15 protein-coding genes are annotated in these 18,223 nt (G+C 54.6%); all 15 read left to right on the top strand.

The genetic code is table 11. The annotated features are described in order from the left end of the window. The first annotated feature begins 289 nt into the window (after positions 1 to 289). The gene (locus tag Q0482_RS01720) at positions 290 to 631 is read left to right on the top strand and encodes a hypothetical protein (RefSeq protein WP_299142585.1); all 342 of its coding nucleotides are present in this window, start codon (positions 290 to 292) and stop codon (positions 629 to 631) included. A gap of 297 nt (positions 632 to 928) precedes the next feature. Next, positions 929 to 1,075 (top strand): hypothetical protein, encoded by a 147-nt coding sequence (locus tag Q0482_RS01715; RefSeq protein WP_299142584.1) that lies wholly within the window; start codon positions 929 to 931, stop codon positions 1,073 to 1,075. Between the two features lie 321 nt (positions 1,076 to 1,396). Continuing rightward, positions 1,397 to 2,425, top strand: coding sequence for a rod shape-determining protein (locus Q0482_RS01710; protein WP_299142582.1), 1,029 nt, complete (start codon positions 1,397 to 1,399; stop codon positions 2,423 to 2,425). A 2-nt stretch (positions 2,426 to 2,427) separates the two neighbouring features. Beyond that, on the top strand, positions 2,428 to 3,339 hold the full coding sequence (gene mreC / locus Q0482_RS01705) for a rod shape-determining protein MreC (RefSeq protein WP_299142580.1): 912 nt from the start codon (positions 2,428 to 2,430) through the stop codon (positions 3,337 to 3,339). Next, positions 3,336 to 3,830: a rod shape-determining protein MreD gene (gene mreD, locus Q0482_RS01700; protein WP_299142577.1), complete on the top strand. Its 495-nt coding sequence runs from the start codon at positions 3,336 to 3,338 to the stop codon at positions 3,828 to 3,830. The genes mreC and mreD overlap by 4 nt, the downstream gene beginning before the upstream one ends. Positions 3,831 to 3,850: 20 nt before the next feature. After that, the gene (gene mrdA, locus Q0482_RS01695) at positions 3,851 to 5,695 is read left to right on the top strand and encodes a penicillin-binding protein 2 (protein WP_299142574.1); all 1,845 of its coding nucleotides are present in this window, start codon (positions 3,851 to 3,853) and stop codon (positions 5,693 to 5,695) included. After that, positions 5,695 to 6,552, top strand: a complete 858-nt coding sequence (locus tag Q0482_RS01690) for an AAA family ATPase (protein WP_299142571.1) — start codon at positions 5,695 to 5,697, stop codon at positions 6,550 to 6,552. The genes mrdA and Q0482_RS01690 overlap by 1 nt, the downstream gene beginning before the upstream one ends. Before the next feature lie 3 nt (positions 6,553 to 6,555). Further along, on the top strand, positions 6,556 to 7,671 hold the full coding sequence (rodA, locus tag Q0482_RS01685) for a rod shape-determining protein RodA (RefSeq protein ID WP_299142568.1): 1,116 nt from the start codon (positions 6,556 to 6,558) through the stop codon (positions 7,669 to 7,671). Positions 7,672 to 7,679: 8 nt separating this feature from the next. Next, a complete protein-coding gene (locus Q0482_RS01680; RefSeq protein ID WP_299142565.1) occupies positions 7,680 to 9,575 on the top strand; it encodes a TIGR03960 family B12-binding radical SAM protein in 1,896 nt (631 codons plus the stop codon). Continuing rightward, positions 9,556 to 10,278, top strand: a complete 723-nt coding sequence (locus Q0482_RS01675; protein ID WP_299142562.1) for a TIGR03936 family radical SAM-associated protein — start codon at positions 9,556 to 9,558, stop codon at positions 10,276 to 10,278. Before Q0482_RS01680 ends, Q0482_RS01675 begins: the two co-directional genes overlap by 20 nt. Position 10,279: 1 nt before the next feature. Then, a complete protein-coding gene (locus Q0482_RS01670) occupies positions 10,280 to 11,686 on the top strand; it encodes an Rne/Rng family ribonuclease (protein ID WP_299142559.1) in 1,407 nt (468 codons plus the stop codon). A gap of 10 nt (positions 11,687 to 11,696) precedes the next feature. Next, positions 11,697 to 12,032 (top strand): thioredoxin family protein, encoded by a 336-nt coding sequence (locus Q0482_RS01665; RefSeq protein ID WP_299142557.1) that lies wholly within the window; start codon positions 11,697 to 11,699, stop codon positions 12,030 to 12,032. Between the two features lie 1,836 nt (positions 12,033 to 13,868). Further along, complete coding sequence (cobU, locus tag Q0482_RS01660) at positions 13,869 to 14,459, top strand: bifunctional adenosylcobinamide kinase/adenosylcobinamide-phosphate guanylyltransferase (protein ID WP_299142555.1); 591 nt, start codon at positions 13,869 to 13,871, stop codon at positions 14,457 to 14,459. Between the two features lie 8 nt (positions 14,460 to 14,467). Beyond that, the gene (locus Q0482_RS01655) at positions 14,468 to 15,991 is read left to right on the top strand and encodes a cobyric acid synthase (protein ID WP_299142587.1); all 1,524 of its coding nucleotides are present in this window, start codon (positions 14,468 to 14,470) and stop codon (positions 15,989 to 15,991) included. Next, complete coding sequence (cbiB, locus tag Q0482_RS01650) at positions 15,992 to 16,969, top strand: adenosylcobinamide-phosphate synthase CbiB (protein WP_299142553.1); 978 nt, start codon at positions 15,992 to 15,994, stop codon at positions 16,967 to 16,969. Positions 16,970 to 18,223 lie beyond the last annotated feature (1,254 nt).

Here is an 18,223-nt window from a genome sequence, read left to right as displayed (position 1 = left end):
GCTCAGAAGCCCTCTGCAGGGCTTCTGCCTTCCAGAGGAAGGAGGCTTTTGCACTGCGTCATGTATCCTTGGTGACACAAAATGCATTCCCGTAACGCTGACTTCATACTCATCGCCCGCAGGGCGATACCACACCCTCAGGCCGCAGGCCTGTCAAACCTGAGAACCCTCCGGCCGACAGGCCGGTCAAACTTAAGAACCTTTTACCCGCGAACTCTCATGCACAAGCCAATGAAAGATGTTATAATATAGAAGTAATATTTCAACTGTAAAGGACAGGTGTTTATTCATGGAAGAAATGGAAAAAGGGAAAAGATATTCTGCTGAGTCCAAGGGCTATAACAGCACGATTTATGAAGTCCGCTTCACTCCTGTGATGGAACGTCCGGAGTACCAGGAAGGACCGACCAGGGATGCGCTGGAAAGGCTTCGGAAGGAAATGGCGGAGAAGGATTTTGAGAAATATGTGAATAACGGGCTTATCCGTGTCACCTTCGACAGCGGCCGTCTGCTTCTGATTACCAAGTCTGAAATCTACCGCACCATGCTCTACGGACCTTTCTTCAACGTGATCTGCAAAGCTTTCGATGTGGGAAATTTCCGCGTAGTGAGCCAGGTTAACGGATATTGACGGATGGAGAAAAGACTGTGAAAGATGGAAACATCTTTTGCAGTCTTTTTTGTTTTAACCGGGATTGTTTAGTGGGATGGTTGGAGTCACCTGCGGCATATACCAGCAGTGTTTCCCGCCGACCGGTATTCTTTAGTGAGCTAGTCGGAGTCAATGTCTACGTATACTGAGATCCTTCGCTGCGCTCAGGATGACGAGTGGGGCGGGAAGGTAAGACCGTAACGTAAGGCTCCTTACGCAGGAAGGAGCTGCCCGATAGGGCTGAGGATAGGTCCAAATTTATGTGGTGGGTATTGTATGAGTAAAAATCAGGCCCCTTTGGGGCCTCGGATTTTCTACGAAAATCCGCTATCCTCCGTCCCCTGCGGCGACACCTCCTTCCAGAGGAAGGAGGCTCTGGCTCTCCGTCAGGCAGCACTGTTGACACAAGAGGAAAGCACGTAACGCTGACTTCATAATTCATAGCCGCGCAGCGGCAATCCACAACCCTCAGTCGCGAAGCGGCTGTCAAACCTGAGAACCCGACCGCCAAAGGCCGGTCAATCTTAAGAACCTTCCCCTACACAACCTGCGGGCCCTGCGGGCCCGCCCCCCTTTGGTGCTGACGCACCACCTTCCCTCCCGCAAGCGGTGGGACAATAAAATGGGGGAGAGAACCCTCACGCTGCAGGCGGGGGACAATTACACTCTCCCATTCCCCGCCCTGTTATCACAGTGCCATCCATGGTATAATAATACGAATCCTTTGAAAAGGTGGTATGCTTAATGTTTTCTGCAATGTTAAACTGTCTGGGTGTGGACATGGGGTCCTCCCAGGTTCGTATATATCAGCGTGACAAGGTTATATTGGAAGAGGCTTCTACGGTGGTGGTGGATAATATCAGCGGACAGGTGCTTGGTTTTGGCACGGAGGCCCTGATTATTTATCATAAGGAGCCGGAGAATAATACGCTGGAGTGGCCTGTGAAGAATGGCATGATTGCCGATTATGACATGACGAAGGCCATGCTGCGCTTTTTTTTGAATAAGGCTCTCAGGCGGTCTGTTTCCCGGCCCGGTCTTATGGTGGCCATTCCTACGGAGATTTCTTCTGTGACCCGCCATGCGCTGGTGGATGCGCTGATACATGCCGGTGCCCAGGGGGTGTATCTCATTCCTTCGCCGGCGGCTGCGGCCATCGGGGCGGGGAAGGATTTGTCCGTGCCTTCTGCTGTTCTTTCCCTCGTTATCGGCCGGGATGTGTCGGATGCGGGGATTTACGGCTGCGGCGGGATTCTGGCTCAGGAGGGGATTTCTTTTGGGGGCCATGATATCGACCTTGGCATCTGCCGTCATATCCAGGACCGCTACAGCATGATGATCGGTCTGGAGCAGGCGGAGAAATTGAAGAGTGAGGTGCTTTCCCTCACCGGCAGCGGAACGGATAATGCTTTTACGGTCCGGGGCCGCCGTCTCAGTGACGGGGTGGAAGTGGTTGTTGAAATTTCTGTGGATGAAATGAGTTCCGTTATGCAGCATATTATGGAGCCGGTGCTTCTTTTAATCCGCCGCGTCATGGGACAGGCTACGCCGGAGATGGCCGACGATTTCCTGAAGAACGGGCTGCTTCTGTCCGGAGGCAGCGCTCTTATGGACGGTATCAGGGACTGGCTGTCTGCGGAGCTTCATATGCCCGTTTCGATTCCGACAGATCCGGGATCTGTGGTGGCGAAAGGCTGTTATGCGGCCTGCATGATGGACAAGGAGCATTCCCTGCTCATTGAAAATGGTGATAAATACTATGGGGGAGCTTGATTTTGATATTCTTCAGTAAGAAAAAGATGGTCAGCATGATTGTGCTTTTTGCTTTTATGGGCGGCTGCGGATGGTTCTGGCGGCACAGGGAGTACATTCCCTTTGTGTCCCAGCCATTGTCGGTGGGGGCCGCTCCTTTCGAATACGGCGTGTCCCGGGCCGCCTGGGCAGGGGAGAACGGCATCGGTTTCCTTAAGCAGGTCTTTTCCAACTGGAAGGAGCTGGATGAGCTGAGGAAGGAAAATGAGAGCCTGAAGACGGAGCAGAATCATTACAGTGAGATTCTGGCGGAAAATATCCGTCTCCGGAATCTTTTGAAGTTTAAACAGGGCTATACCAGCTACAATCTTCTGGGGGCGTCGGTGATTGAAAGGGATTATGGCGGCTGGACCCACACCATGGTCATTGACCGGGGGGAGGACAGCGGCCTTAAGAAATACATGCCTGTCATCGTGCCTACGGGCATTGTGGGTTTTGTGAGCGAGGTGTATATGAATTCCGCCAGGGTGCAGCTTCTTCTGGATCCCCGCACCACCATCGGCGGCATTGTGCAGCGTCCCGCATCCCGGGTGGTTTCCATGGTATCCGGCAACAGCGGCAATCCGGGGTATCTCACCCTCATGTCCCTTCCGAAAGAGGCGGATGTGATTAAGGGGGATACCATCGTTTCTTCCGGTTACGGCGGCGTGTACCCCAAAGGGGTGGTCATCGGTACGGTGGAGAAGGTGGATGTGGATGCAGAGGGCGGCACCCAGTCGGCGGAAATCAAACCGGCAGCCGATTTCTCCCATCTGGAGGAGGTCTTTGTCATCACCGACCATATCCAGAAGACGGCTCCGGAAAGTATTACGGTGAAGCCGCCGAAGATGGAACCGGCTATGAACCCGAATAAGCAGCAGGCAGGTGATAAATGATGAGCGCTTACAGCCTTGTGCTATTAAGCTGTGTCATTTTTCTTCTGCAGTCCTCTTTCCTGCCCTTCCTTTTCAACGGCATTATGCAGCCGGATCTGTGGCTCACGGTGATTGCCCTGGCGGCGGTGATTGTGGACCGGAAGTCCGCCTTTATCCTGGCAGGGGTGGGGGGATTTCTGCAGGACATTGTGACCAGCAATTTCTTCGGTCTTCATCTTCTGCCCTACCTTGTGATTACCCTGCTTTTTGTGAAATTCGGCAGGCACCGGTACAATAAGCACTGGTATGTTTCCCTTTTGTCGGTGCTGCTGGCATCGGTGATTTATGTGATTTTTTCCAGTATCATCATGGGCTGGGCCGGGAGCCGGTATCCATCCCTCTTTTATTTCATTTATCTGGGCATTCCCCTGGTCCTGATGAACGGGGGATGCAGCCTGATTCTGCATAATTTCCTATGGATGTTGAAACGGGAGGAGGAACCCCGTTGGTGAAAAAACATATCCCCTCCATCTTGAATTCGCTGGTAAAGAACCGGGAGGAGTCGCGGTATGGCCGCATGATTTACGCTGCCATAGTCCTTCTGCTCATTCTTGGCGCCCGGCTTTTCTGGATGCAGGTGGTGGAGGGCAGCTACTACCAGGAAGAAGCGGACGGCAACCGTATCCGTCATCTGCCCCAGCAGGCTTCCCGGGGCGTCATGTATGACCGAAACGGCATCATCATGGCAGGCTCCCGTCCGGCCTACAGTGTCATCATGCCGGTGGAAAGGAAGAAGAACAGTCTTTCCGACGATGAGCTGAACCGCCTCTCTGCGCTCCTCAAGGTGCCGGTGGAGGATATCAAGAAGAAAATAGAAGATAACAAGCTGGCCTTCGGTGCCATTTATCTGGCCAACGATGTGGGCATTGATGTGGCTACCCAAATCGAGGAAAAGAAGGACGATTTCCCGGGCATTGAAATCGAAGTGAATCCCCTTCGTGTGTATCCTCTCGGCGCTGCAGGCGCCCAGGTGCTTGGCTATGTAGGGGAGGCAGGGCCTGATGACAGAGATGCCAACGGCAATCCCTATAAAACAGCTACCCTTATCGGCCGCTCCGGTCTGGAAAGACAGTACAACCAGTTCCTGGAAGGCAGGAACGGCTCCAAAACGGTGGAGGTCAATGCTTCCGGCCAGCCGGTGCGCTATGTGGAAGGTACGCCGCCTGTTTCAGGAAATAATGTGCGCCTCACCCTGGATGCCCATCTGCAGAAGGCGGCGGAGGATGCCATGGATGCCCAGGCAAGAACCCTGGCCCATTCCGGCGTTTTTCCCACGGGAGCGTCCGCCGTGGCCATCGACCCCAATACGGGGGCGGTGCTGGCCATGGTAAGCTGGCCCAGTTATGACCCTAACCATTTCAGCAAGGGCATTTCCGCCAAGGAATGGAATAATATCATTAATAACAAGAACCACCCCATGCAGAACAGGACCATTGCGGCCATGTATCCTCCGGGCTCCCTGTTCAAGGTGATTACGGGCTCCGCAGCTCTGGAATCCAAGGTCACCACGCCGGAGGAGCGGATTTTCGACAGCGGCAAGCACTGGCTGGTTGACAAGAGAAACTCCGAAGGCGAAGCCTTCGGCTGGATCAATTTCTACGAAGCGGTGGAAAAGTCGGATAACGTCTATTTCTATGAAATGGGACGGCGCCTTGGTATCGACCGCATTTCCGCCATGGCCCGGGACTACGGCCTCGGCAAACCTACGGGCATCGACCTGGCAGGGGAAGCGGAGGGTAATGTGGCCAGCGAGGAATACAAGAAAAAGGTATTCAAGCAGGACTGGTACCTGGGCGAAACCATGGACGCCGCCATCGGCCAGAGCTTTACCCTGACCACGCCTATCCAGATGGCCATGGTGTATGCTTCCATCGCTAACGGCGGCTTCCGGTACAAGCCCTACCTGGTGAACCGCATCGACAAGCTGGACGGCTCGCCTCTTAAGATTTATTCGCCGGAGAAGCTGGGCACCCTGCCGGTGTCCAAGGCTACCCTGGACGACCTGCACCAGGCCCTCCGCCTGGTTATGACGAAGAACGGCACCGGCGGCGCCCTCTTTGCCAACTATCCCATTGCGGTGGCAGGCAAATCGGGCACGGCGGAAACAAACGGACTGGATAACGGCTGGTTCGTGGCCTACGGCCCCTTCGACAAACCGGAAATCGTGGTGCTCTGCATGTTCGAACACTCCGGCTTCGGTTCCGAATCCGCCGCTCCTGTGGTAAAACAGATCATGAATGCCTATTTCCATCTGGGCGACTACGCGCCGGGAAAGGAAAAGGCGGAGAATAAAGACAAGAAGGGAGGAAATCCCTGATGGCAGTGATTCTATCCGCCGCCTCCGGCAAAGGCGGGGTGGGGAAGACTCTCATTACCGCCTCCCTGGGCATTACCCTCTCCCGCAGGGGAAAGAAAGTACTCCTTATAGACGGTGACATGGGCCTTCGGAACATGGACCTCATCCTGGGACTGGAAAACGACTGCTTCTACAACATCTGCGATCTGGCAGAGGGGAAGTGCTTTCTGGAAGATGCGGTGCTTCCTGTAATGGAGAACCTTGATTTCCTTCCCGCTTCCCAGAAGGAGACTTGGGAAACCGTATTTCCGGCGGCCATGGACACGGTGCTTGATGACATCCACCGGCTTTACGACTACATTCTCATCGACTGCCCCGCCGGCATGGGGAAGGGCGTCGAAACGGCCTTCCGCCTGTCCGACAAAATCGTGCTCTTGGTGGCGCCTGCCTGGCCTTCCAGAAGAAATGCGGACCGCCTCCTTCCCCTCATAGGGGAAAAGCCCTATGCTTACCTGCTGAACCGCTTTACCGGAGGGGAGGGCACAGGCCTTTCCTTCCATGAGGTGTATGGTACGGTGGACGAAGAAAGATTCGGCGGCGTCATTCCCTTTTCCCTCATGGCGGACCGTCTGGCAAATCGGGGAGAGCTTATTGATTTCGATGAAAAAAGTGCCTACGGCCGGGCTTTGACCGACGCCGCCCGCACCCTCTTTAAAGATAAGGAAATCCCCCTGTCCCGCTGGGAATCGTTCCTGGCAGCAGGGGATAGAGAAAACGAGGAGGATATGGAAAGAAGAAATAGAAATCAAACCCATGAAGTGAAAGGCCTGTCCTGGCACTCCGGCAGCCGGGCCTATAAATGGCAGCGGAGGCGATAACCTATGAATCTTATTCATTACTGGCGTAAAATCGACAGCACCCTCCTCATGACGGTGCTGGGGCTGGCGGTGGTATCCCTGCTGATTATTTCCAGTGCCACCCATGCCAATGTGCCGGACCATCCGGGCCAGTACGATTTCGTCATCAAGCAGGGGGTATTCCTCCTCATGGGCCTTATCATCGGCGGTGCTTCCCTGTACTTTGACTACCGGCTCCTGTACCGCTTTGTGCCCGCCCTTTACGTGGTGAATGCCATCATGCTTCTGGTGGTGAAATTTGCAGGCACCAGTGCCCTGGGCGCCCAGCGGTGGATCCAGATCGGCCCCTTTACGCTGCAGCCTTCGGAATTTGCAAAAATCATTATGATCATCTGTCTGGCCCGCCTCCTTTCCAACAATAAGGGAGGCTACAGGACATGGAAGAGCCTTCTTCCGGTGGCAGGACTTATGGCCCTTCCCACCCTTCTTATCTTCATCCAGCCGGACCTAGGCACCAGCCTTGTATTTGCAGCCATTACCTTCGGCATGCTCTACATCTGCGGCCTCAATATGTCCCTGGTGAAGAAGGCCTTTATCGCCTTTGCGGCGGTGTTCCCGCTGATCTGGTTCTTCGTGCTGCACAGCTACCAGAAAATGCGTATCCTGGTGCTCTTCAATCCTTCTGTAGACCCCTACGGCTCCGGCTACCATGTCATCCAGTCCAAGATTTCCATCGGCAGCGGCGGCTTCATCGGCCAGGGCCTTTTCGAAGGCACCCAGAGCCAGCTGAACTTCCTGCCTGAAAACCATACGGACTTCATTTTTTCCGTTATCGGGGAAGAACTGGGCTTCATCGGAGCCATTTTTGTCCTTTTCCTGTACTTTATCCTTTTATATCGTGCCATTATGATTTCCCGGTCCTCGGGAGACGCCTTCGGAAGCCTTCTGGCCTGCGGCATTTTCTCCATGTGGCTTTTCCAGATTTTCATTAATGTGGGAATGACCCTGGGCATTATGCCGGTCACCGGCATTCCGTTGCCCTTCATGAGCTACGGCGGCAGTGCCCTCATGATGAACCTTCTCTGCGTAGGACTTTTGATGAATATTTACATCCGGCGCAAAAAGCTGATGTTTGATTAGGAGTGACTATGAACCCTGTAAAAATTGATCCCGTATGGCTCATGCATATCCAGAAACCGGCCCGCTACATCGGCGGCGAATGGAACAGCGTAGTGAAAGACCATGACAGTGTGGACGTGAAAGTGGCCCTGGCCTTCCCCGATGTGTATGAAGTGGCCATGAGCCACCTGGGCCTGAAAATCATTTACAGCGTGCTCAACGCAAGGGATGACACCCTGGCGGAAAGAGTATACGCCCCCTGGGTGGATATGGAAGCCCTCATGCGGGAGAAACATATTCCCCTTTACACCCTGGAGTCGAAATGCCCAGTCCGGGATTTTGACGTGCTGGGCTTCACCATGCCCTTTGAAATGTGCTACACCAATATCCTGAACATGCTGGACCTTTCCGGCATCCCACTCCTGGCAAAGGACAGGGGAGAGGATGACCCCATCGTCGTTTCCGGCGGCCCCTGCGTGTACAATGCGGAGCCTGTAGCTGATTTCTTCGATGTATTCTTCATCGGCGAATCGGAAGAAGCCATCGGCGAAATGGCGGAGCTTGTGAAAAACTGGAAAAAAGAAGGAAAGCCGGGAGGAAGAAAGGAAATCATCCGACGCATGGCCACCATCAAAGGCTGCTACGTACCTTCCCTTTACCAGGTGAATTACTATGAAAACGGCATTTTCCGCTCCATCGCTCCCACTGACGAAGCGGCCCAGTTCCCTGTGGAAAAACGGATTATTCCCGACTTCGACAAGGTCAAAGTGGATGACAAACCCATCCTGCCCCATATTGAAATCGTGCATGACAGAGCGGTACTTGAAATGTTCCGCGGCTGCAGCCGGGGCTGCCGTTTCTGCCAGGCCGGCATGATTTACCGTCCGGTCCGTGAAAAGAGCGAGGAAAAACTGCAGGAAATCGCCGATACCCTGATCAGGAACACGGGATACAATGAAATTTCCCTCATGTCCCTGTCTTCCGCCGACTACTCCTGCCTGCCGGAACTGGTGGACCACCTTCTGGAAACCTTCAAGAACCGCCGCGTATCCGTGAGCCTTCCCTCCTTACGTGTAGACTCCTTCTCCATCGACATTGCCAAGAAAATCCAGCAGGTCAGAAAGAGCGGCCTCACCCTGGCGCCGGAAGCGGGCACCCAGCGCCTCCGGGACGTAATCAATAAGGGCGTCACCGAAGAAGACATTATGGGCGCCTGCTCCAATGCCTTCAAAAACGGCTGGAGCAAGGTAAAACTCTATTTCATGATGGGCCTTCCCACAGAAACGGACGAAGACCTGAAGGGCATCGCCGACCTGGCCATGAGGATTAAAGAACTTTACCATACCATCCGCGGAAGAAACGACTGCCGCATCACCGTCAGCGTGGCCAGCTTCGTGCCGAAGCCTTTCACTCCCTTCCAGTGGATGCCCCAGTGCAGCGTGGAGGAAATCGAAAGGAAACAGCAGTACCTGAAGAGCCTCTTCACCGACAGGCATATCAAATTCGCCTACCATGACGCCAAAACAGGGCGGCTGGAAGCGGTGCTGGCAAGGGGAGACAGGAAACTGGCCCCCGTCATCCTGAAGGCCTGGGAAAAGGGCTGCAAGTATGACAGCTGGACCGAATTCTTCGACTACGACCGCTGGATGGACGCCTTTGAGGAATGCGGCGTGGACCCTGACCTCTATGCGTCCCGGGATAGAGACGAATACGAACCGGAACCCTGGGACCACATCGACTGCGGCGTATCCAAGGACTACCTCCGGAAAGAATGGCGCCTGGCTAAGAGAGGCATCCTGACCCACGACTGCCGCCACCTTGCCTGCAACGGCTGCGCCGTCTGCCCGGTGCTGGACGTAAAACCCATTGATCATAAAGAGGAGAATGCACATGAAAAGGCTGTTTTTGTCTATCACGAAAGGTGAGGAACTCCGTTTCCTGGGGCACCTCGATTTCCTGCGCACCCTGGAAAGGGCGGTCATGCGCTCCGAAATCCCGGTGGCCTTCTCGGAGGGCTTCAACCCCCATATGAAACTGGCTCTGGACTCCGCCCTGGGCGTAGGCGTCACCGCCGACCCCCTGTACCTGGAAATGAAACTGGAAGGGGATATGGATCTGTCTGAAGTGAAGGAAAGACTGTCCCGCCAGCTGCCGAAGGGCATTACCATCCGCTCCATTGTGGAAGCGGAGAAGAACTGGCCCAAATTCGTGGCCGTCTTCAACGAAGACGCCTATGAAATGGAAGGCCCTGTAAAGGAAGGACTCACTGATGACGATTTCAAACAGGCCGAAGAATCCCTCAAGCAGTTCAACAGCCTTTCCTCCTTCCTTTATAAAAGGGTGACCCCGAAAAAGGTGAGGGAAATGGACGTGAAGCCCATGATCCGGGAGCCCATGAAAGTCACCTTCACCAGGGACAGAGCGTACCTCACCTTCTCCCTGGTGAGAAGCTCCACCGGTACCGTGCAGCCTAAGGACATCTGGAAAATGCTTGCAGAATCTTTCCACATGCCCTGGACGGAGGGCGAATTCATCTGCTCCCGCACCGGCACCTACCGCCGCCTGGAGGGGAAAAGACTTACCCTTGAAGATGACGGCGTATTTCAGGGATTACTGAAAGGAAATTGACATGAAACAGCTTCTTCTCCACGTAAGGCCTGACCAGACCACCCTTGCCCTCCTTGACAACGACACACTTTCCCAACTCTTTGTGGAAAGAGCGGGGGAAGAAGACATTGTGGGAAGAGTGTACAAGGGCGTCATCAAAAACGTGGTGTCCTCCCTCTCCGGCATGTTCGTCGATATCGGCATAGGCAGAAATGCCTTCCTGAGGGACCGGGACACCCTGAAAGGGGCGCCCCGCACCGAAGGCGCCTCCGTGCTGGTGCAGGTGGAAAAAGACAGCACCGAAACCAAGGGACCCCTGGTCACTGAAAAAATCAGCTTCGCCGGCCGCTACGCCGTAGCCCTGGCAGGCTCCTCCTACATCGGTATCTCCAAGAAAATTACCGATGAAAATATAAGAAACAGGCTGAGGACCGCCGCCTCCTCTCTTAGCGTAGGAGGCACGGGCTTCATCGTCCGCACTGCTGCCCAGGGAGCAGGGGAGGAGGATTTTAGAAATGATATTTCCTCCCTTTCCCGTACCATGGACATCGTCATGAGAAGAGGGGCCATCGAAAAAGCGCCGGCCCTCCTGTACAGAGACGGCGACCTGGCGGTGAAAAGCGTGCGGGACTACCTGACAGGCGCCGACCGCCTTCTGGTGGATGACAAAGCCACCTATGCAAGGCTCCTCACCCTTGCGGAAGAAGAACATATTTCCGAAGACAAAATCCTTTTCTACGACGAAAGAGAAAGTCTCTTCCATGCCTTCCACGTGGACGACGAAATCCGGTGCCTCTTCGACCGGGTGGTGCCCCTTCCTTCCGGCGGCTCCCTGGTCATCGACTACACCGAAGCCCTCACCGTCATCGACGTGAACTCCGGCTCCTTCAAAGCCAATGGCATGCCCCACGACCAGCTGGCCTTCCTCATCAACAAAGACGCCGCCCGGGAAATCGCAAGACAGATCCGTCTCCGCGGCATCGGCGGCATGATCATGGTGGACTTCATCGACATGGAGAAAAAGGAAGAAAAGGAAAAACTCCTCCAGATCCTCAGGAATGCTGTGAAAGAAGACCACACCAAAACCCTGGTCCTCGGCATGACATCCCTGGGCCTTGTGGAAATGACAAGAAAAAGAACCACCAAAAGGACCTGGCAGTACTACTACGACCCCTGCACCGCCTGCGGCGGCACCGGCCGCATCCTCTCCGCCAAAGTGGCGGCGGACCGCATCCTGGAAGACCTGGAAAACAGAAGAAGAAAAGGCCCCTTCAAAACAGCCCTTGAAATCCACTGTCCGGGAGAAGTGAAAAAGATCCTGGAAACAGGCCCCATGAAAGAAAACCTTGATAAAACCGCGGGCACGGACATTACCATCATGGAAGAACCATCCTATTCCCGCGAAACCTATACCATTCTATCCATATAAGGAGGATGCTATGATTACAGACCTTTACACAGACAGCGACCTTGACAGAGAATTCATAGACAAAAAAGGATTCGTCCTCCTGGAGCTCGGCGCCTCCTGGTGCCGCCCCTGCCAGGTCATGCTCCCCGCCTTCTCCGGCACGGAAGAAGAATTCAAAGGAAAAGTCCGCCTCTGCCGCATCGACGTAGACGAAGCAGAAGAACTGGCCGACCGCTTCGCCCCCGAAGGCATCCCCACCTTCATCTTCTATAAAGACGGAAAAGAACTGGGAAGAATCATCGGCTACAGGCAGAAGAATAAATTCTTTGAAGATATAGCCAAGATGATGAAACAGGCAGGAGAATAAAGAAAAAGATGAAAAGGCGCCCATGAAACAGGGCGCTTTTTTTGATTGGGGAGTGGGGGGTCGGGATGCGCCTGCGGCGGGGTCGGGACCGGGATCGTGATCGGGGGCGCCACATTGTCATTTCGACCGTAGCGAAGCGGAGTGGAGAAATCTCCCTGTTATACTGTGGCTGGTAGCTAGTGGCTTGTAGCTGGGAAAACAATAAAACCGGGCTTCGCCCGTTGGAAAACAAACCAACCGCCCTGACGGGCGAAGGGGATAGTGGCTGGTAGCTAGTGGCTGGTGGCTAGTGGACTGGTGAACTAGTGCCGGCTATCGGCTATCGGCCTTGGTGGGCGCCCTTTAAAAAGAAGGGGCGCCATTATGATAAAACCATAAAACCGCCCTTTCGGGCGAAGGGAAAACAAGCTAACCGCCCTGGCGGGCGAAGGGAAAACAAGCCAACCGCCCTGACGGGCGGGGGAAAAGAGGCCCCCCTTTGGTGGCTGGCGCCACCACCTTTCCCCCGCAAGCGGGGGCACAACAACCCGCTTGAAACATAACGAAGCTTATGAGAAAAAGAGAAAGCGTAGAGAGGCTTATTCTGCCCCCTGAATAGGGGTGGCAAGCGAACGAAATTTGTAGGGAGCCGCTAGGCGACTGAAAATTTCGTGAGACGCTTTCCCGTGGAGAAGTCCGGCGCAGCCGGATAGGGGGTGGCCACCGGAGGTGGCCAATTCACCGTAATGCATAGCAAGAATTAAGCAGCAGGAGGGCATTCCCGTAACGTAAGGCTCCTTCCTTTGGAAGGAGCTCCCCGATAGGGGTGAGGATAGGCCTTTGCGCAGCAAAGGCGCCGCCGAAAGGCGGCATTTTATGGAAGAGTCATTTAGGGGGCTGTGAAAAATGTAAATCATTTTTTCACAGCCCATATTTTATATCAGCATCCGCAGGCAGCATGCCTTTGGCAATCCCCCCTCGCCACTTCGTGGCCCTCTCCCCACCTGGCAAGCAGTGGGGCGCAAGAGAGTATATAGGCGCTCGCCACCCACCCCTGAAACAGGGGTGGGCAAGGGATGTAGTGACGCGGTTCCTTTTTCCTCCATAAACTTGCCCACCCCCGCACTCGGGGGTGGGGGGACCACGTAGTGGTGGAAGGGGTAGGCCGCCGCAGGCGGCCGGGTCTGCGAAAAAATGTTCAATCATTTCTTCACAGCCTCTGGGCGGAACCCTGAGGAACACTTGAAGATAGCTCCAAGCCACTATGAGCCGTCTTAGGCCCCTGCGGGGCCTCGGATTTTCTACGAAAGGCCGCTATCCTCCGTCGCCTGCGGCGACACCGTCGGGCATTAAGGTGTTCGCTTTATGTGCAGGCTATGCTCACATATTAGCCCGGCTCAGAAGCCCTCTGCAGGGCTTCTGCCTTCCAGAGGAAGGAGGCTAACGCACTACGTCAGGTACCCCTGGTGACACAAGAGGCATTTCCGTAACGCTGACTTTATAATTCATTGCCGCGCAGCGGCAATCCACAACCCTCGGGCCCAAAGGGCCCGTCAAACCTAAGAACCCTCCGGCCGACAGGCCGGTCAAACTTAAGAACCTTCCCCTCTGAACCCTTTGAACCTTTTGAACCCGGGCCACTCCGTGGCCCCAGCGGACCCGCCCCCTTTGGTGCTGACGCACCACCTTTCCCCCACAAGTGGTGGCACAATAAAATAGGGGGGGAGAACCCTCTGAATCAAGGGGCCGCTCCGCGGCCCCCCTATTTCCTATTTCTTATGGCAGCCTTAGATTACTTATGTTATTATTTAGGGGTAGTATTGTCAGAAATAGTATAGAAGAAGGTGATGAAAGGACATGAAAAACAAAATATTTCTTGTTCTTGGCGGAGCCAGAAGCGGGAAGAGCGAGTTTGCGGAGAAGCTGATGTATCGTTCCACAGGGAAAAGGAAGGGATACATTGCTACCAGCCAGATTCTGGATGATGAGATGCGCTACCGGGTGATTCTTCACCGGCAGCGGCGCCCTGCGGACTGGCGGACTTTCGAGGTGATGCATGGAGCAGGGAAGGAGATGGGGCATATCCTTGAGGAAGCGGATGCCATTCTTTTTGACTGCATAACCATGTATGTGAATAACATTCTTATGGACCATATGAAGGGGATTACGGTGGAAACATTGGGGGTGTCGGATCTCACCACGCTGCAGCAGGAGCTGGAGCGGGATCTGGACCTCATGTTTGACCGGATTTCTTCTGTTTCCGATAAGGAAATCATATTCGTGTCCGATGAGCTTGGAATGGGCATTGTTCCTGCCAATGCCATGAGCCGGGTATACAGGGATCTTGTGGGGCTGGCGAACCAGTATGTGGCGAAGCGTGCCGACAGGGTATACCTTTCCATTGCAGGGATTACTATGGAGCTCAAAGAAAGAGGAGTGGAGCTATAATGACAAAAATTGCAAAGAGAGTCATGTTTCAGGGAACCAGTTCTCATGTGGGCAAGAGCATTCTGACCACTGCTTTCTGCCGTATTCTGGCCCAGGACGGGTACAGGACTGCGCCTTTTAAGGCCCAGAATATGGCGCTGAATTCCTATGTCACCCTGTCGGGCGGTGAAATCGGCCGCTCTACGGTGGCCCAGGCGGAGGCAGCGGGCGCCCTTCCTATCGTGCAGATGAATCCTGTGCTTTTGAAGCCTACAGGAAATTCCTGCTCCCAGGTCATTCTTCTGGGTACATCGGTAGGAAATTACAGTGCCTCCGAGTATCAGAACAATTACAGCCAGCGGGCCTGGGAAACGGTGAAGAAGAGCCTTGACTACATGGAAACCCATTATGATGCCCTTGTCATCGAAGGGGCAGGGTCTCCGGCCGAGGTGAACCTGAAGAAGAATGATATCGTAAATATGCGTATTGCCAAAGAGTGCCATGCGCCTGTATTCCTCATCGCCGACATCGACAGAGGCGGGGCGCTGGCTTCCATCGTAGGCACCCTGGAACTCCTGGAACCGGAGGAAAGGGCGCTGGTGAAGGGTCTTGTGATTAACAAGTTCCGCGGCGACATCACCCTTCTGGAACCGGCTTTGACGTTCCTGAAGGAAAAGACGGGCATTCCGGTGCTGGGCGTCATTCCTTACCTGGATGATCTTGGCATTGACGATGAGGACTCCGTGTCCCTGCAGGATCTTCCCAGCGACCATGTGATGCGGGATATCCATATCGCCGTCATGCAGACGCCGAAGATTTCCAATTTCACCGATTTCGATGCCCTGAACCATGAACCGGATGTAAATCTCCGTTTCGTGCAGCAGGGGGACATGATCGGCGATCCGGACCTCATCCTTCTGCCGGGCAGTAAGAACACCACCGAAGACCTGCTCTACCTGAAGCGCCAAGGCTACGCGAAGGAAATCGTGGAAATGGCGGAAAAGGGGGTACCGGTCATCGGTATCTGCGGCGGTTTCCAGATGCTGGGTGAAAAGGTCTGCGATCCCCTCCATGTGGAAAGCGAAAACGACGAAGTGGACGGTCTCGGCCTTCTGCCCTATACCACATCCATGCATGGCAAAAAGAACACTTACCAAGTCACCTTCGACTGCGACAGCCTGCCCTTCCTGGGCATGGATTTCAAAGATTCCGGCATGCGGGGCTATGAAATCCACATGGGTGAGACCACCCTTACGAAACCGGCGAAATCCCTCTTCCATATCGTGCAGAGAAGCGAGGAGAAGGTGGACCTCAGGGACGGCTATATCAACGAAAAGGGCAATGTCTTCGGCACCTACTGCCACGGACTTTTCGACAACGACAGCCTGCGCCGCGCTGTGATCAATGCCCTCCGCGAAAGGAAGGGACTTCCTGCCCTGCCGGTGCAGTTCAAGTACCGGGAGTACAAGGAGTCCGAATTCGACCGTCTGGCCAAGATGGTGAGAAGCCATTTCGACATGGACGCATTTTATAAGATTCTGGGGAATGAATAATTGGACGGACTGATTTATTCTGCCTTCAATGCCGCCATCCCCGTGGCGGCGCTGGTCATCGACACAGTGTACGGCGACCCGAGGAGCAGTTACCATCCGGTGGTGCTCATCGGGAAGGTGATTTCCTTCTTCGAAGATAAACTCTATCCGGAAAAGAAGACATCTGACGGAAATATGTTTTTCAGGGGCATGATGACCTCCCTCCTGGTCTTCCTCACCGTAGGCCTGGTGGCAGGCTTCCTTACCTGGCTTTCGGTGAAATCGGGCATCCTCATGTACGCCGCCGTCAGCGCGGTGCTGCTCTATTTCACCATCACCCCCAGGGCTCTGGCCAGGGACGGCATGGAAATCTACCATCTTCTCAAAGCGGGGGACATGGCAGCTGCCAGAAAGAGACTTAGCTGGATTGTAGGACGGGACACGGAAAATCTGGATGAAAGTGAAATCGCCCGGGGCACCGTGGAAACCATTGCGGAAAACACCACCGACGGCGTCATTTCCCCTCTCTTCTGGTTCCTCCTCTTCGGTCCCGTAGGGGCGGCACTCTACCGCGCCGGCAACACCATGGACTCCATGCTGGGCTACAAAAACGACCGCTACCTCTTCTTCGGCCGCTTCGCCGCCCGCATGGACGACGTACTGAACTACATCCCCGCCCGCATTACCTTCCTCCTCTTCCTAGCCGCGGCGGCCATGCTCCGGCTGGACTGGAAAAATGCGGAAAAAATAGGCCTCAGGGATGCACCCAAGCACCCCTCTCCCAACGGGGGATACGCCGAAGCCACCGTAGCCGGTGCCATGCACGTCCGCCTTGGCGGCTACAACTACTACGAAGGAAAACCGGAATTCCGCGAATACATGGGCGACCCCGATACGCCGCTCAAAGCGGAACACATTAAGACAGCCATCTATATGATGTACGCTGCAGTGGTCCTCTTCGTAGTGGTGGAATCGGTGATGATATTCTTCCTCTGGTGACAGCCGCGGAGCGGCTGGGACACGGCCTGCGGCCGTGCACAGCGAACATGATTTGAAGGAGCGATAGCGACGCGCAAATCATAGTGAGTCGTTTCCCCTTTAGGGGTGAGGGTTGCTAGTGGCTGGTAGCTGGTGGCTTGTTTGTAGCAACTAAACAAGCTACTAGATACTAGCTACTAGCTCACTGAAGAATACCAGTCGGCGGGGCGGTGCTTCCCTGTATTCCCGTAGGGGCCTGCCGCTACGCGGCAGAGGGGCGTATGGCCCTGTGCTGTCGCACGGGCCAAGGGTTGCGTCGCTTCGCTCAAGGGGCAAAGGCCTTGGTGGGCGCCTTTTGAATAATTGAAGGCGCCAGTATGATAAAATCAGACAACCGCCCTGGCGGGTGGGGGATAGTGGCTGGTAGCTTGTAGCTGGTGGCTAGTGGGCTGGTGCCGGCTATCGGCTATCGGCCTTGGTGGGCGCCCTTTAAATAATGAAGGGCGCCAGTATAAATAAAACTATACAACCGCCCTTTCGGGCGAAGGGAAAACAAGCCAACCGCGCCTTTGGCGCGTGGAAAATGCGACACCCCCCTTTGTGCCTTACGGCACCACCTTCCCCCGCCTAAGCGGGTGGACTATGGATGCTTGCCAATGTGCCACATGACTCTGTGAGAAACCGTAGAGAGGCATATTCTCCCCCCTGAATAGGGTGGCAAGCGAACGTGATTTGTAGGGGAGCGGTAACGACCCGAAAATCACGTGAGACGCTTTCCCGTGGAGGGAGTCCCGCGCAGCGGGATAGGGGGTGGCCACGTCAGTGGCCAATTCCCGTCGACTGGTATTCTTTAGTGAGCTAGTGTACTAGTGATCTGGTGAACTAGTGGACTAGGGAAGCACTGATTAATTCATAGAGTCTGCTTTTATAAGAATTTTTATGCACTGCTTCGTCATGGGGCTCCTTAAATAGCTCGCTATTCGCGTCGGCTTATTCCTTGTATTGAACCAAAATGCAAGAATGAAATCCGATAACGACTGAATCAGCGCTCCCCTTGCGAAAATCCGCTATCATCCGTCGCCTGACGGCGCCACCTTCTTCCAGAGGAAGAAGGCTAACGCACTACCTCAGGCAGCACTGGTGACACAAGAGGGAAGAACGTAACGCTGACTTTATAATCATAGCCGCGTAGGCGGCTATCCACAACCCTCGGCCCGCAGGGCCGTCAGTCGAGTAGACGGAATCAGATTACTCTGTCCGCCCCTCACAGAACCG

It is taken from the genome of uncultured Dialister sp., from assembly GCF_937959425.1.
GTDB lineage: Bacteria > Bacillota > Negativicutes > Veillonellales > Dialisteraceae > Dialister.
This window is presented reverse-complemented; position numbering and strand designations above follow the sequence as displayed.